Annotated in this window: 11 protein-coding genes; 3 read left to right on the top strand and 8 right to left on the bottom strand. The window is 56.0% G+C overall.

Going from position 1 to position 16,713, the window contains the following annotated elements:
* Positions 1-89 precede the first annotated feature (89 nt).
* The 3 genes from PSR63_RS14780 (at position 90) to PSR63_RS14770 (ending at position 2,525) form a co-directional block, all read left to right on the top strand.
* Entirely contained in the window at positions 90-1,637 is a 1,548-nt protein-coding gene (locus PSR63_RS14780) for a hypothetical protein (RefSeq protein ID WP_274326445.1), read from the top strand.
* Positions 1,638-1,758: 121 nt separating this feature from the next.
* Positions 1,759-2,076 (top strand): divalent-cation tolerance protein CutA, encoded by a 318-nt coding sequence (cutA, locus tag PSR63_RS14775; protein ID WP_274326444.1) that lies wholly within the window; start codon positions 1,759-1,761, stop codon positions 2,074-2,076.
* 188 nt (positions 2,077-2,264) lie between these two features.
* A complete protein-coding gene (locus PSR63_RS14770) occupies positions 2,265-2,525 on the top strand; it encodes a hypothetical protein (protein ID WP_274326443.1) in 261 nt (86 codons plus the stop codon).
* Positions 2,526-2,541: 16 nt separating this feature from the next.
* On the opposite strand, the gene PSR63_RS14765 is transcribed toward PSR63_RS14770, so the two are convergent.
* The 8 genes from PSR63_RS14765 to PSR63_RS14730 all read right to left on the bottom strand — a co-directional run bounded on the left by PSR63_RS14765 (position 2,542) and on the right by PSR63_RS14730 (position 16,502).
* A complete protein-coding gene (locus PSR63_RS14765) occupies positions 2,542-6,045 on the bottom strand; it encodes a hypothetical protein (RefSeq protein WP_274326442.1) in 3,504 nt (1,167 codons plus the stop codon).
* Positions 6,046-6,229: 184 nt separating this feature from the next.
* A complete protein-coding gene (locus PSR63_RS14760; protein ID WP_274326441.1) occupies positions 6,230-10,054 on the bottom strand; it encodes a mechanosensitive ion channel domain-containing protein in 3,825 nt (1,274 codons plus the stop codon).
* Between the two features lie 240 nt (positions 10,055-10,294).
* Entirely contained in the window at positions 10,295-12,172 is a 1,878-nt protein-coding gene (locus tag PSR63_RS14755) for a redoxin domain-containing protein (protein WP_274326440.1), read from the bottom strand.
* Positions 12,173-12,416: 244 nt separating this feature from the next.
* Positions 12,417-13,838, bottom strand: a complete 1,422-nt coding sequence (locus PSR63_RS14750) for a sulfatase-like hydrolase/transferase (RefSeq protein WP_274326439.1) — start codon at positions 13,836-13,838, stop codon at positions 12,417-12,419.
* Between the two features lie 159 nt (positions 13,839-13,997).
* Positions 13,998-14,429 carry a DoxX family protein gene (locus PSR63_RS14745; protein WP_274326438.1) on the bottom strand — a complete coding sequence of 144 codons (432 nt, stop codon included), beginning with the start codon at positions 14,427-14,429 and terminating at the stop codon, positions 13,998-14,000.
* A gap of 50 nt (positions 14,430-14,479) precedes the next feature.
* Complete coding sequence (locus PSR63_RS14740; RefSeq protein WP_274326437.1) at positions 14,480-15,178, bottom strand: pirin family protein; 699 nt, start codon at positions 15,176-15,178, stop codon at positions 14,480-14,482.
* 12 nt (positions 15,179-15,190) lie between these two features.
* Positions 15,191-15,946 (bottom strand): glucose 1-dehydrogenase, encoded by a 756-nt coding sequence (locus PSR63_RS14735; protein WP_274326436.1) that lies wholly within the window; start codon positions 15,944-15,946, stop codon positions 15,191-15,193.
* 73 nt (positions 15,947-16,019) lie between these two features.
* Entirely contained in the window at positions 16,020-16,502 is a 483-nt protein-coding gene (locus PSR63_RS14730; RefSeq protein WP_274326435.1) for a MarR family winged helix-turn-helix transcriptional regulator, read from the bottom strand.
* Positions 16,503-16,713: the final 211 nt, after the last annotated feature.

Genomic DNA, 16,713 nt, shown 5'->3' with positions numbered 1-16,713 from the left:
GCGCAACCGATTCACTTCAAGGGTTTCCGATGCGTCATTTACGCGGAATGACGCGTCGCTTTTGGGTATCTAATCCGCGGGGATTCAACATGTTAGTCGTACTCAGCGATCTCCATCTCACCGACGATACAAGTTGCGAGACCCTCGATTCCGGGGCCTTTCGGATCTTCACGGAACGACTACAAGATCTAGCTGTGCGCGCCTCGTGGCGAAGTGATGGCCAGTACCGCCCCATTCCCAAAATCGATCTTGTTCTGCTGGGAGATGTCTTAGACATCATGCGTTCGTCACGGTGGCTCATCGATGGGCCGAAGCCATGGAACGCACAGCAATCAGGCGAATTCTGCAAACGCGTGAGCGCCGTTGTTTCTAGTATCCTCACCCGCAACCTTGAAACGACCGCTGTGCTGAAAGGGATCAGCACACGACAAGCCGTGCGTGTCCCTGGCATGTCCTCCGATGGCAAACCCGCTTTTGATGACGACTTGCAACCCGTCCCCGTTCGCATTCACTACATGGTGGGCAATGCAGACTGGCCATTGCACTTAGCGAATCCAGAAATGAACGAGGTTCGCGCCGCCATCGTCGATGCGATCGGACTCAACAACTCGCCGGAGCGCCCCTTCGCGCACGAGCCAGCCGAAGATACCGAATTGTTGGCCGCTTTCCGTCAACATCGCATGTTTGCGCGTCACGGTGATGTTTTCGACAACCTTAGCTACGCAGGCCACCGCGACCGAGCCAGCCTGGCAGACATCGTTCTCATCGAAGGACTCATGCGTTTTCGCTTCGAGATCCAACATGGCTTTGCCGAACAACTGCCGGCGTCTTGCCAGCTGGGACTGCAGGAATTGGATCACGTTCGTCCGTTGGTGATGGCTCCGGTATGTCTGAACCAAATGATGAAGATCTCTTGTCCCGTCACTTCGCTTCAGTACGAACTGAAGAACTGCTGGGACCGCGTGATTGCCCAGATGATGCCTCTGATCTACCAGCTCGACCGCGACAACTCATTCGGCGTGCGAGATCTGGAAGAGCTTGGGACGCTCTTGAAGTTCCGGTATCAAGATGAAGAGACCTGGGGGCAGCGCATCATGGCTTGGCTGCGTAAACAAGGTCAAACCAAATCACTCTCGAAGAAAGCGATGGAAGAGTGCGAGTTCCGCAATCGTCGCGCAAAACACATCGTCTTCGGTCACACACATAGCGACGAGACCGTTCCACTGGATGCCAGTTTCGCGGATGGCTACATGCTCAGCCAACTCTACTTCAACTGCGGAACTTGGCGTCGCGTTTACACGCCTACATGCGGCAACGGCGACTGGCGAGAATTCCTCCCCTCGGAGAAGATGACCTACCTGACTTTCTACCGAGACGATGAGCGCCAAGGAGCTCCGTACGAGGTCTGGAGCGGAATCCTCGGAACGGCACCGTCGCCCATTCGACGATTCCGCGTGGATGGCGCGCAAAACGTCATGGCTCCCAAAGCCAACCCGGTGTTCACCCCACCACTTCGATCACCCGGTAAATCATCGCCGCTGGGTGGTCATACAATACCCGCCCCCCCCTCTCCAGTCTATGAACCGCTAGGGGGTCCGTTGCGCAAATCGAACCAATCGATTCGTCCGCAACGATAACCTAACGTCCTTTGCGGAAACCCACACGGAAAGACGTGCCCGCATCCCCAATCAATCAAGTAGACTATCGCGTGGGGCAGCACGTTGGAGATTCTTCCTTCTTTTGGAGGTGTTAAACGGCATGTCGCAGGCGATCGTGGTTCAAACAACGACCGGTAGTTCTGCGGATGCTGAGAAGCTTGCCGAGATCATCATTCAGCACGCCCAAGGGGCATGTGTCCAGATTGTTGGTCCGATGACATCTGTCTATCAGTGGCAAGGCACCATCCAGAAAGAAGAAGAGTTTTTGGTCTCGATCAAGACGACGAGCCAAGTATTTTCCTCACTAGCCGAACTGATTCGCCAGCACCATTCATACGACGTTCCGGAGATCATTGCGATCCCCATCGTCGATGGGTCGAGCGAGTATTTAGAGTGGGTGGCCCAATCAGTAACTTAATTAGTAATAAGTCGATGTATCGGTTCCACGTTTCGGTGCATGCCCGCCCCCGATCCCTGCAGTTGGGTCCTTTGCTCAAAGCACGAGGACTACGACTACAGACTCTGTCGATATCACCCGTCGTTTTGGGTGAACCGATGGGATGCTCATTCGAGAGCGCGCAGTCCCGGCTGAATAATCTACCCCGCATGTTATTCGAGCCTGATGGATCATTCGTCTGGGCAGATGAAAACGAAAGTGGTGACACCTGGCAAGTCGATGGTGTCTTGTACGACCGCAATGGTCGTTTGCACTCGGCTGAGATCAAGGGGAACTGCTCGGAAGAAGCGTTTGATACGCTACTGAGCGCGATGGGCTGGCCCGGTACGGACCTCGTCTTTCAGCTTTCCAATGAAGCAGTCTTCATCGACGAAGGAGAGTTTCGTCGATTTGCCGCCTGCCCTGCCTGACTATCTACCCGCTACGTTATCGCGGTCCGAACAATTCCTGCAGGCCGCGATTGATTCCATCTTGCAGAGCTCCGCGGGCAGCATTGTCCAACATGCCCCGCATCATCTGTTCGATCACCTGGCTATCGATCTTCGGCTGCTGCATGGAACCTGAAATCGGCACGTTGAGCGCCGTACCTCGCATCGATGCCAACCAGGGAGCTTTCTGTACCCAGCTGTCTTGAATCGGAATAGCGGCCATCATCTGCATCTGTTGGTTCGCGTCGACCCAACCAGAGGTGATCACGCGAACATCTCCCGACTGAACGATTAAATTCTCGTGATACACGCGTCCCTTCACGACGCGGTAGCGAACCTGCTGCGGAGGTAGTGTAAGGAGCGACGCCGAACCTTGATCGATCGCGGCCGCTGGCTTTCCTTTCACGAGCGCCTCGACATTTCGAGCGAGCATCACGTATCCCTGGGCCAACGGGCCAGAACGCACCTCGGCTCCTTGAATGTGCAGCACACCGTTGGACTCGCCCTGGATCGGATCCTCGACGGGGAATAGCCCTCGTTCCACATCCAGCGAAAACCGTCCCTCCACGCGGGTTGCATCGGCCACAATCGGAGCAACGTACTGCAGCCACGTGCGACACATCTCCGGAGTGATGGCGACGTTCTCGATGACTCGCCCTGCGGGAACTTGCCACTGCATCGGCTTCGCGTTGACTAGCAATTGGGTGTTGAGCGCCAACTTCCCTCCACTAAGCTCAGGGCTATTCGCCGTCAGCTGGATGACGCCTTGTCGTAGTTGAGCATTCAAGGTCGACTCACCGGCCGGAATGCCGAAGAGGTTGGCTTGTTGCCAAGACACATCGCCAGCGGCTTCCCAGGCAGGTGAGATCGTCAATAAATTGCCGGCAGAGTTCGCGCCGCCCCACAGGGGACCATTCCATTGAAAGCGAGACGTACGTTGTCCTTGGATTTGAACTTGGGGGCCGATGATCGCGGCCACCAGTGGAGAAATCTTGGCCCAGTCGTACTCTGCCTGCCCTTGAATGGCAACGTTTCCGACCGACGACAACTGGCTTATGCCACCCTGGGCTGAAAGCTTCAAGGCGGAGCAGTTCAGTTTGCATTCGTGCAAGGCCAAGGCGTCTTCGTTGTGATTCAAACTCAGCGATTGCATATACGCCAGGTTGGCTTCACGCCAAGCGAGCGTCTGGCGGCTCACTGAGGCTGGCTGCATCTGCGGCTGAAGGGTTCCGTTCGGGCTAGTCCCTGGAACGACGAACTCCCAATTGGCAATCTGTCCGCTATTCTGGAGAACAATGCCATTGCTATCGCTGGAAAGCGTCATGGTACCGGACATCTCTCCGGCAACTTGGTTTTGACCCAGCCACTCTGGCGGAACGACCCAGTGCACACCGCGACTTAGATCGACGCGATAGGCCAGTTGCCCCGATGCCGTCTCGCCGCTCGCAAGCGGAACGTTGACTTCCGTCCCGCGAGCCGAGATCGTCGTGCCGACCACAGTGAACTGTTTGCTCGAAAAGTGCTGCGCCGCCCAATCGACCAAGGCACCGCCTTCCACGCGAAGCTTCTTCTCGTGAACTTGCGTCGCAGGCCCAGTCAATGAGAACTCATTCAGGTCGACGTTCACTCCTTCAATCAGCCATTGGTTGGTCCCCATGGCCAGCTTTGCCAGGACCATGCCATTACCGCCGACCTGAAATTCCTCGAAGCCAATCAGTCCGCGAAGCTGCATCCAGATCGGATCGACTGCCCCTTGCAACTGCAGCTTAAGTGGCCAGACCGTGTCCTCGCTCAAGATGACTGGCGCCGAAGTCTGGGCAGTAAGCGTTGTCGTACCGGCTTGCAGCGAGGCATTGGCCGACTCGATCTGCTGTAGTGCTGCGTTCTGCAAGACAATGTTCGATTGTACCTGCGTTTGTAGATTAGGCTCGGCGAAGATCATCTGCGAACCTTGCATCCACTTCACATTCGCCCCATTGGCCACAGCCGCAAGTCCGACTCGACCACCCCCCATGTTTTGGATTTGCAGCGATCCTTCGAGGGTGCCTGCGAACTGGTTCCCGTTCAAATCAACAAACCGCGAAAGGTCCGAAGCCAGGCGATTGCCATCGATGGAGAAGCGGACGTCCGTCTGAGGACCATTGGTTCTTCCATCGGCTGTCAAGAAGGATGACCGACAAGCGATCGCATCAAGCTGCAACTGGTCGCCAGGCATCGAAATGGCTGCCGACAGTTCCAACGGCTGCTGCCAATCAGCGTGTCGCCCATTTACGATCGCCACAATATTGGAAACAATCGCGGACGCTCGCACCGAGGAATTCCCTGCCTCGAAATGATTCGCCAGGTTCAGTGTGACACGCCCTTCCTGTAGCTGGACATCATCGCGTATCTGCAGCAGTTCCGGAAACGCATTGGCCAACCGAGCAATATCAATGGTGCCACGCAGTTCCCAAGGTTCATCTCCCAGGATCTGTCCAGTGGATGCATTCGGAGAAGATGTCGCCGTCAGGGTCGTCGGAATCCTTCCATTGATCAGCACTTGTCCCCAGTCAGTGGTCAGCGTGAATTGATTCGCCTGAGCATGGCTTCCGGCGAGACCAATTTCGCCGGTTGCCCGTAGGGTTCCATTGCTCCAGCCGGCGCCCCGCGCCGAGTTCAACGAACGCATCTGGATACCGCTGGCTTCCAGATTGCACAGAACCGATGGTCCCACTTGCGATGAAACAAGATCGACCTGCCCGTTGAGCTCTCCTTGGGCAAAGATCTGCTGCCCCATTCGTGTACCAACAAGCTCAGTAATACCTAGCGGAATCCCCTTTGTCACGACTGAAAACTTGGCGTCGCCGGAACCGGTAGGCAAAGCTCCCTTACCCTGCATGGCTCCAAGTTGATCACGATCCCGCAGGCTTGCGGAAAACGTACACGGGGCAGGAATATTGGCATCACGAAAGTCGACGTCGGCTGCCAGGTCTTCCAGGGTCCAAGTCCGCGAAGAATTCCCATCGGCTAAATGAACCGTTCCTTGGCGAACGACCAATCGAAACGTCCGCGGAGTAGACGCCTCTTGCCCATCGGCTTCCGAGGGCGCTTCCGCAACCGGCAACAGTTGTTCGAGATTGCTCTTTCCCTGCGATACGGTCACATGGACGACCGGCTGGTTGATTTCGATCGTCCCCAAATTCGCCGCATTGCCGATCAGCCCTAGCAGCGATTGGCTAACACGAATCGTAGGAATTTCCGCAACGGGAGCTCCTTCGGCATCGACGACTTCCACTCCGTTCAAAACGATGGGCGAGAACCAGCCCAGCGAGGCCGAGCTGACAGTAACCTTGCCGTTGAGATCAGAAGTCGCCTGGGCGACCCCCCACGACAAGAGTGGCGTTTGCGCCGCGATCGACGGCAGCATCACCACCAGGAAGATCAGAAACGTCATGACCACCAAGGGGCGCCACTTGCTCCAACTGCTGGTCGTTTCTGTCGAATCCGTTCGATCTTTTTTCATCGTTTTGACCTTAATGATTACGCTGCGCGCATACTTCCACGCGGTTTGTATCGCATTGCGGAATATCAAGCCAGAGCGACTTGCGAGCTAGCACTTCCCCGGGGCAAAACAGACTCAAGAACGGCGATGGCCCAGAAGTACACTTCTGGGCCATCGTGAAATACCTGCGATTCCTGTGACGGGACTAGGCGGCCCCGCGTTTTTCTTCCTGCTGATCGGCAATCGGCAGATTCTGCTGTTCCTCGGGCACACCCAACGCAGCCGCCACGCCAGGGGCGGTTCGGATGTGCAGATCGCGTTGTGGGAACGCAATTTCGATCTTGGCATCTCGGAACGCCAAATCGATCTGCGTATGCAGGTCGGTGATCACCATCAGGCGGTTCTCGAGGTTCGGCAGATATGCCCGCAAAATCAAGTTGAGCGTACTGTCGCCGAAGCCCTCGAACGTGGCGCTCGGGCCAGGATCCTTGAGGAGATACTGATTCTTGTCGGCGATCTCCAGCAGAATCTTCCGGGCAGCTTCCGTATCGGTACCATACGCCACGCCAACATTAATGACCACACGATTGACCGTGTCGGAAAGGGTCCAGTTCAACAGACGGCCGGTGATGAATTCCTTGTTGGGAACGACGTATTCCTTGCGATCCCAGTTGGTAATTGACGTGGCACGAATGCGAATTCGCGAGACGACGCCGGTCACGTCATGAATCGTCACGATATCTCCGACGCGAACCGGACGCTCGAACAGGATAATGATCCCGGCGACAAAGTTGGCAAACATTTCCTGCAAGCCAAACGCCAAACCAAACGTCAACGCGGTGGCCAACCATTGGATCTGCGACCACTGCAGGCCAACGCTCGAAAACGCCCAGATGACACCGACCATGACGATCGCATAACTGGTCAACGAAGTGATCGCATAGCGTATGGATGGCTCGAGCGGTAATCGTTGCAAGATGGTCATTTCCATCAAGCCAGGTATATCCCGCGCGAACACCAGCGTCAGCACCAGGATCAAGCCGGCAAACGCAAGTGTCAGGATCGTGATCTTCTTCGTGACCATTTTCTCGTCGGTCGATTCTTCGGCCACACTAGGAACATCTTCGCTGGCCGTGTTTTCCTTCGACTCCTTATCCGTTGCGGCCGGCGGCATGCCGGGCGTGGTTGGCATTTCGGCCTGAGCAACTTCTTCGGTAGGCGCGATCTCGTAGCCGTACTGGTCGAGCATTCGCAGGGCAGGCAAAACCTGTCCCCAGATCAGCCAGAACCCGACCAACGAAACGGTGAACATCCCAGTCGCCAACAGACGTTGCGTTTGAGCACTGTGAGCCGAAAGTTCTTCCTTGGCTTGTTCGGCCAGGATCGAATTCGAAAGCGAAGCGGCTGCCGAGTCGCCTGTTTGGGCAGCGGCGGCCGCGGCACGTTCACGAGCCTGAGCAATGCTCAACTTGCGACGAGCCAGCATGATCCAGCGCATCAGCGTCGCACGAATCAGCATCAGTCCCATCACACAGCAGAGCGTGGCAAAAAGACGCCACGATAGAACCTGAGCGGTGTAGTAATAGCCCCAGAATGCCAGGCCTGCCAACACCAGTGGTGCTGCAACAAAACCCCAGTACCAAACGTACTTCAGACGGTCTAACCAACCACCCTGGTTGTAAGCGAGGTATTCCTGGAAGACGCCAGTCGGATGCAGAATCCGCGCGAGAAACGCCGCCATGAACAACGCTTGAACGATAAAGCAAATACGTTCAATCGCATCGTGGCCATGCGTTGGATCGCTGGCGTAAAAGGTGGACGTGACAAAGGTCAGCGGTAAGAGTACCGGAATCAACCAGGTCATGCTCTTACCCAACAATCGCAGCGAGGACTCGGGCCATTTGAAGTGAGCTTCGCCCAGACCATCACCTCGGCACACATTTCGGAGTAGTTCCAGCGGGAACCACAGGACGGCCGTCCAGTACAGCCCGTTGCCTACCGCGATCGAGAACGTTTGGTCAGTCCCGGACGACATCAAACGCCAAGCCACAAACGCGATAAACGCAGGATTCACGCCTGCGAGGATCACCGAGTAGAAGATGGCATGCATCGTCGGCCAAAATGCGAAGTAGCCTGGTTTTTGCGCCAGTTCGCCCAGCGATCGCAGCTCGGTTCGCAAACGCCCTCGCTTGAGTACCAGGGCCACAAACAGCGAAACAACGACAATCCAGATCAACAAATTCCGTTTAACATCAGACCAAAGCACGCGCGAGACATCGATCCAAGTGGCCGGCGACAAGATCGACTTGTCCGAATCGTCGACTTGCAGTTCGGTAGCCAAGATGTTGCCGCTACGAATCCACAAGACACGTTTGTCGATGTAGTTCTGATAGGCAGCGATCTCGCTGACCGTTTGTTGTTCTTTCGTCTTGAGATCGATCAGCGTATCAAGGTACTTCGTGTTGTTCTTAATCAGCAGTCCGAGGAACTCTCGTTTCCGCTCGAAGAGCTCACGGGCAGCCAGCTCGAGCTGCTCGCGTTCCGATTCGTCTTGCAGGCGGGCCTCGTCCATGATGCGTTGTACCAGGACTTCCGGATTGGCCAGCTCTTCTCGTTCGTCGTCATATTCAAAGTGCTTGAACTGCGACTCATCGATCAAGGCCTGTCGGTCCGGCATCCCGGTGCGCCAGGGGGACATTTCGATAAGATCCGTCCGCTGCTTACGAAGCAATGCACCAATCGAGCTGGTCAGTCCCAGCTTCTCCACCTTCTCACGCGTCTCGTTGAACTGCTTTCGCAAGTTCCTCAGTTTTTGGTCGGCTTCGTTGGCCTCTTTCTCTGCCTCGGCCAGCTTCTTGGCAATGGCCTGAGATGTTTCTGCCAATTCTTGATTCCGTTCGGCGTACGTGCGCAGCACTGGCTGAACCATGATCAATTGTTCGCGTGCCTGACGAACCGCTTCCTGGGCAGCTTGCGCACGCTTCTTTTGCACCTGTTCGGCGATGGCCTTCATCGTTTGCTCTGCAAAAGCCAGACGCTGAGTCGCCAAGTCGCGCTCGAAGCGCACCAGATCCACTGCTTCCTCGGTGTCGTACTTGGCCAGTTCCGCTTCCGCGGCGACATACTGACGATAGAGCGAAATCCTGCGAGCCATCGCATCGGTCTTGATGGCCTGGGCAAGCAGTGGATGCTCGTCCTGAGGAATACCTTCAACGGTCTGTTTGATCTTGGCGAACTCTTTGGGAACTTCGACCATCCACTCGCGGATTTGCTTTCGTCGGTCAACTCGGCGCTTGGGCTCGGTTTCCGCTGCGATCCGATCCTTTTGAATGGCCGTATTGTCGAGTTCCTGCTTCGCCTGACGTTGCTCAAGTTCAGGAAGTGGGACATCGACGAACGACTCCGGCTTCAACTTCTTGATCTCTTCGAGGCTGCGTTTGATCACATCGAGCCGCTGCTGAATGGCTTCCGGCTGGGCCTCGGTGGCCATGGTCTTCGCCTTAGCGGCGAACTCGTGAGCTTCTTTTACTTTGGCAGCCGCGCTTTGGTAGAGCTCGATTGCCCGCTTCTTTTTCGCTTCGTCAAGGTTGGTGGCTTCTTCCGCTTCTCGGCGAAGCATTTCAACGCGTTCCAGCGAGAGCTCTTCCTCAGGTAGCGTTATTCCACCGGGCGCTGGCGCAGCACTGCCTGGGGCCTGAGGAACCATCGACTGTTGTTGGGGAGCGGCAAACGCACTGCCGGCCGGCTGGGTACTGGGCCCGAATGAAGGTTGATACTGCGTGGGAGCTGGTTGCTGTTGCGGCTGCGTGAACTGCGATGGCTGCTGGGCCATCCGCTGCGGCGGCGCATCATATTGGATGGGAACGGGCCCTTGGTAGGCGCCGGCAGGTGCATCGTTGCCGTCGACAGTGATCGGAATCGGACCGTAGCCAGATCCCCCTGGTTGCTGAGCCAAGCTCGTTTCCCAACCGACCAAAAGTACAAAGCCAGCCAGGACGACGCTCATCCCTGAGCGCTGCAATTGCAACATAATCTCTTTCCATTCCGCCCCAAGACACGGTCATTAGAAGATCGACCGCTATGAGCAAATAATCCTTACCTCACCACAGGCCAAGCAACGATTCCATCCATGCCTAGAGCCTGCGGGGCGTGTACGATAGAGATTGCCCCTAAGGCGGTCAATCGAGATCAATTCGCTTTCCCAGGACCGCCGGAAAAAGATCGTTCGCCCATGGTGCTAGCAGGGCGAACGAATGGTCACTTGGGGGTCCTAGCGGCCCATTTTCAGCCGATGGGCGGATCGCCGGAGCACCTCTTGCGTGAAGACGTCTCCCAGCACCACAGGGATCGTGCTCTTGTCCTTTGCGGCCACCAGGAAGAAGCAGTACAGCATCTCGTCCGTGGTCTCTTCCCCAAAGGTGACACGCTGAGGAGGCGAGCTGGGATTGGTCGGATTGTTTTCCGAGTTGTCGTAGCTAGCGACCACTTCAATCTTAGTCCCCGCCGGAAGTCGCATCGGATCTGCTAGCATGTACTCGTCTTGCCAGTTGAAATCCCATTGCGGCACATCGATCAGCACCTGGGACGTTCCATCGGGCATGTAAGCCGTGGCTTTCATCTGATGCCCCAGCAGGTGCATGTGCGGAATGCAACTGAGCAGCGTCACCTCGGCCGGCAACTTGTAGGACGCCGTCGCTTTGTAATTCCCCTCGCCCGGCGGAATGTCCAGGTCGAACGACGAGGTCCAAATGGCGAACGCTTCGTTCTTTGGCTTGTCGACGAAATAGATCCCAACCTTCGAGCGATCCTTCGTCGCTTTGCCGCTAGGGTGATAGTGAATCTGCATCACCAGATCGGCTCCCTTAGGCATCTTTCGTCCTAAACCATTGGGCAGGGGATGGGGACGCTTACCTGGCGACCAACCACCGATCGATCCCGAAGGTACGAACCCGGGACCGCCAAAGGTCGAATAGCCAGGTCCAGCTGCGGCCTTATCTTTGGCACGGGCCTTACCGCTACTGTCGAGGTAAAGAATCGAGTGGTGTACCACCGTGGCATCACCTGGCTTAAACTCGACCGTCGCGACAAGCTTGTCTTCTGGAATCTCGTAAGGAATGACAAAGTTGCGGAAGATATCCGAACCACCGGCCGGGACTTCAAAATCTTCTTGCATCTCGAGCACCAGGTCAGGCTCGCCCAAGATCCAATCGGACGCAAACGTCGGCGTTGGTGGCAGATCGGCTGGGTCTCCTTCGGCACGATCCGACTTAGCCCACGCTTTCAAGGTTTCAATTTCGCGATCGGTGAGCGTTCGTTGTCCCTCAAACTCGCCGTGAACCTGAGCCGCTTTCCAGGGAGGCATCAGCTTGGAATCGACCACGCGAGCAATTTGCCGGGCTCGCTTGGCCGCATCCATGTAGCTGGTCAGCGTGAAGGGTCCGACTTCTCCTTCGCGATGGCACACCACGCAGTTGGCATTCAAGATCGGTGCGATATCGCGATTGAAGGTGAGCTTCGCGTCCTCGGGGCTTGGTGTCGGAGGAAGCTCGTAGTAGCAGCCCACTGGCTTCGTTGCCGCTTCCAAGACCGGAAGCCCTGCGGCTACCTTCTCGACGGCTCGCTTCAACGTCTCTTCGGTTGCCTCCGGTTTTCGCGATCCCAACTGGAGAAAGCGGTCATCGATACGTCCCCGGTAGGACACTTCTCCATGGTGATCCAACACGAAGACTTCCGGCACGGTCGTAGGTTTCAGCGCTTTGCCGAGACTGGCATCTCGATCCAACAGGACGGGAAACTCGATTGAGAACTCTTTGACGATGCCGGCCACGTCCTGCGGAGTTTGTGTCACGTCCGCCCAGATACCCAGCAGCTGAATGTCTTTCTCGTTCTTACCCCACTCCTTATACAGGTCGTTCAAAACCGGAAAGTAGGTTCGCGACACGGGGCACTCGCCGGTCATGAAGACGAACACCCGCACTGCTTTGCGAGAGTTGGCCGCGATTTGATGCACATTCCCTTGGTGGTCTTGCCGGGTCACGTTGATCAACGTGGCGACCTCGGAAGCCGATGCTGCTTCATCAGCAAGAAGCCAACCGCTGGCACCAACAAGCAGAAAGCTGACGGACAAGATTCCGGAAAGAAACTTCACGATTGCCTACTCCTTAATAGAATCGCGGAACTTCGCAGAGCGATATCGGTAATGGTACGCTTTGACGTTCCGTTTTCCAGAAGCAATCAATCGCGCGGGGCTGTTCCTCTTCCAGACATACTCGCGCAGCCGTTAGCAAGTTTCCGGCTGCCACGAATTTTCGCGCGGAATATTTCTCAGGCGAATTTAGAACACCTGCGAAACTCTCGACTCAGCTTGGGCAAAAAGCCTTAGGAAGCCCGAGCTACTTCTGAAGCTGCGGGTCCAGCTCCAGCGTGTCCCCAACCTTCGCTTGCCACTTTTGGAGTGTGGCAAACAACTGCTGCTTCCGCTCGGCATAGGCAGGGTCGGCCGAAAGATCCTTCACCTCCGTCGGATCGTTGGTCAGGTCAAACAGCTTCACGCGATTCGCCTTGGGATAGACCATCAGCTTGAAACCATCTTCGGTGATCGATCGCTGCACATTGAGATAACAGTTGTAGATCGCATCGTACGATTCGGTCTTCTCACCGTGGATCAGCGGCAGCAGACTGCTGAACTCAACGTGATCTGGCTTGCTGATGCTGGCCAGTTCAAGCGTGGTGGGCATCACGTCTTGCAGGTAGACGGCCGCGTCATTCTTGCCTGGTTCAATACCAGGGCCGGAAACCAACAGTGGCACACGGATGCTGTGATCGTACGAGTTCTGCTTACCCATCAGCCCATGATGACCACAGGCCAGGCCATGGTCGGACGTGAAGAAGACGAACGTTTCGTCCGCTTTGCCTGTCTTTTCCAGGGCTTCGAGAATGCGACCGATCTGCTGGTCCATGTGCGTGATGATAGCAAAGTACTCTTGCCGATGAACCTGAACCGCATACTTGGTGCGAGGGAAGGGGGCTAGGTGCTCGTCTCGAAGAGTCGGCGGGCAGCCAATCTCTTTGCACTCGGGATACTCCGGCAGAAAATCTTGGGGCACTTCCACTTCATGGGCCGGGTACATGTCGACAAACTCTTTCGGTGACTGTCGCGGATCGTGCGGAGCGTTGAACGCGATGTACATAAAGAAAGGCTTCTCGTCCTTGGCGGCTTCTTCGAGGAAGCCCACCGCTTCGTCCCCGACGACTTCGCTCCAATGCTTGCCACCTTCCCAGAAGCCGCCAAACTTCTTATCCCATGGCTGCCACTGGGTGTCCTCGGAATTCTTCGGGCGGTCGTAGCCCTGAGGTGTTTGCTGCGGCATACCACCCCGGACATGACCCGTCACATCAAAGGCCTTGGCCGCATTGGCCGGCACATGCCACTTGCCGGTCATGTAGGTTCGATAGCCGGCCTTCTTCATATGCTCGGACCAGAATCGCCCGGCAGCTCGCTCTTTCTCAGAGGTCTTATAGATATCGTTGGCGTGCCAGACAAATCGCCCCGAATTGAGCATGGTCCGACTGGCGACGCACACGGCCCCACTCCAGGAACCCTGGTTGTAGGCATGGGTGAACGATACCGACCGCTTAGCCAACTCGTCCAAGCTCGGCGTCTGGGCTTGGGTCATCCCGACATAGCCAGGCGTTTCATAGCTTTGATCATCCGAAAAAAGAAACAGAATATTCGGCTTCTTCGTTTCGTCGGCCTGGGCCAGGGAAACAACGGCAAGAGCAAGGAACGGAACCAAGGAAAGGATTCGGATCACGAGAAGAACTCCGCAGGAGTGACAATGGCAGGAAAGTAGCGCGTAGCCCTAGCATAATCCATTCGCAGCCACGCTTCCACGAGCGCATAAAGAAGCACGTCCCCGCGACCGAGAACGTGCTTCTGCAAGAGGACTTACCGCCACTGGGACGTGGGGGAGTTACTGGGCGGCAACTTCCTCTTTCGCCAGCTTATGATCCAAGCTCCACGGCCCCGAGCCGACCGCCATGATGAATAGCATGGTGCCCATCATCGAGAGATTCTTCATGAAGTGGATCATCTGCCCCTGGACGACATCCCCTTCCATGGTCCAAAAATCATGAAAGAAGTAGGTTGCTAAGACCAGAAACGTAAACAGCAAGACAGCCCCAACCCGAGCATAAAACCCAAGCAGGATCGACAGCCCGCCCACAATCAGAAACACAATCGCTCCGGCCAGCATGACCTGAGGAGCCGGCACGCCTTCCGAGGCCATGTACTGAGCCACGCCACTGAACTGCGGGATCTTGTTGCCAACCGCACTCATCAAAAAGATGGTGACGATAAACAACCGCCCGACCACCGTGAGTAGACCTTGAACTATCGGATTCATACTGCTGACTTTCCTCTTGATTTCTCTTAGGAATGGAACTTGCCGTCGAATCAGGCGAGATCGAAAAGCATGATCTCGGCATCCTCATCGGCTTCGATTTTCAACATTCGTTCTTCACTCACGGCGGCACCATCGCTGGTGGCAAGTGACTGCCCGTTGAGCGTTACCTTGCCGCGTAATACCTGCAGCCACGCATGCCGTGACTCGTCCAGGGGATGCTCGACAACCGCGCCGGCGTCGAGCTTGCTGAGGAAGACCTTCGCGTCCTGATGAATCATGAGCGAACCATCTTCCGCGTCCGGTGAAGCGACAACCCGGAGCCGATTGCTGAGTTGCTCGTCGGGAAATCGCTTCTGTTCGTAGCTAGGCGTATGGCCTTTCCGATCGGGGAAAAGCCAGATCTGATAAAGGTGGACCGGCTCGTCCGCGGACGGATTGAACTCGCTATGGGTGATCCCGGTCCCGGCGGTCATGCGTTGGAATTCGCCAGGACGCAGGACCTCGCCGTTGCCCATCGAGTCCTTGTGCTCTAAGGCACCTTCCAGCACATAGGTGACAATTTCCATGTCGTTGTGCGGATGGGTACCGAAGCCTTGGCCCGGGGCCACGCGATCTTCGTTCATCACACGCAGGGAACGGAATTGCACATGATCGCGATCAACGTACCCTGCGAAGGAAAACGTGTGGTACGTATCGAGCCAACCGTGATTTGCATGACCGCGATCGTTCGCTTTTCGGACATTGATCATGACTGGGTTCCTTTACTTGGCGAGGTAGCCGCCATCGACCGGCAGGCTGACACCGTTGGTAAACGTGGCCGCATCCGAGGCAAGGTAAGCCACCGCCTGGGCAATCTCCTCAGACGTTGCCAAACGATTCATCGGATGCTGTTCCGCTAGGGCCTTGCGGCTCTCAGCACCTTCTTTGCCGGCGAAGCGATCGATCATGTCGGTGGCCGTCGCCCCGGGAGCTACCGCGTTGATGCGAATTCCTTGCTGGGCATATTCCAGAGCAGCCGTCTTGGTGGCACCTTCGACCGCATGTTTCGAGGCGATGTAGATGCTCGCTCCTGGCATTGCGATGTGCCCTACGATACTGGACGTGTTGACGATCACGCCGCCCCCTTGCTTGAGCATCTGCTCGATCTCGTACTTCATGCTGAGAAACACACCCAGCACGTTGATGTCGAACACCTTGCGGTAGTCGTCGACGGTGAAGTCGGTCACCATGCCGGTTGTCTCGACGCCAGCGTTGTTGAACGCAATGTCGATGCGTCCGTACTTTTCAACGGTTTGCGTGACCAAGGCTTTCACTTCGTCTTCGCTGGTCACATCGGCCTTCACGAAAACGGCTTCCCCTCCGGCAGACTTGATTCGATCGACGACCGCGCTGCCCAACTGATCGCGCCGCCCGGCGACGACTACTTTGGCCCCTTGCCGCGCGAACAGCATGGCACTGGCCTCACCAATCCCTGAAGTCCCGCCAGTAATCAGTACGACCTTGTCTTGAAAACTCATTTCACCAACTCCCTGAGAAATAACGCCAGGTGAATTATTTATATGTCAACTAATGCACTAAAAAAACAGATGCCTACTCTTGCTCGCGGGTTACAGCTTCGCGTGATTTTTCTAACAAGCCAATCAACTGCTGCAGCTCTTTCTGGCTAAGATGGCCGATCAACCGCTTGTGCATATCCATCAGGGGCTCGTCGATCTTAGACAGGATAGCGAGAGCCTTGTCCGTAATGTCCACGTACACGACGCGACGATCTTTCTCACACCGGACGCGGCTCACCAGGTCCTGCTTCTCTAATCGATCGATAAGTCCGGTGATCGCAGGAACGACCTGAATCAGTCGGCCTGCGATCTCCAACGAAGGCAACGGTTTTCCTTCCCCACGCAGAATCCGCAGCACGTTGTACTGCGATCCGGTCAGACCATACTCACGTAGCAAACGCCCCAGACGATTATGAAACAGGTCACTGGTCCTCAATATATTGAGGATGGCTTCCTGTTCCTTCGATTCGAAGGGATCGCGCTTCTTGAGTTCGTCTTTGAGTCCAAGTGGGGTCATTTTTTTCTCCGTCTGCTTTTACTTTACATGTAAACCATTAAGCAGGCAAGGGCGATCCAGAAGAAATTTCTTCGCATACGATTTTGCGCCCTGAGATGTGGCTCAATCGCCTGTCAGTACTTCCCTTTCAACACCACCGTGCAACGCAGATCCTTTTTTGCGAAATCTATTTATTTTCCCACTTTCCTCGGCTTCCCTGTCACCAACCGGG

It is taken from the genome of Bremerella sp. P1 (assembly GCF_028748185.1).
Lineage (GTDB): Bacteria > Planctomycetota > Planctomycetia > Pirellulales > Pirellulaceae > Bremerella.
This window is presented reverse-complemented; position numbering and strand designations above follow the sequence as displayed.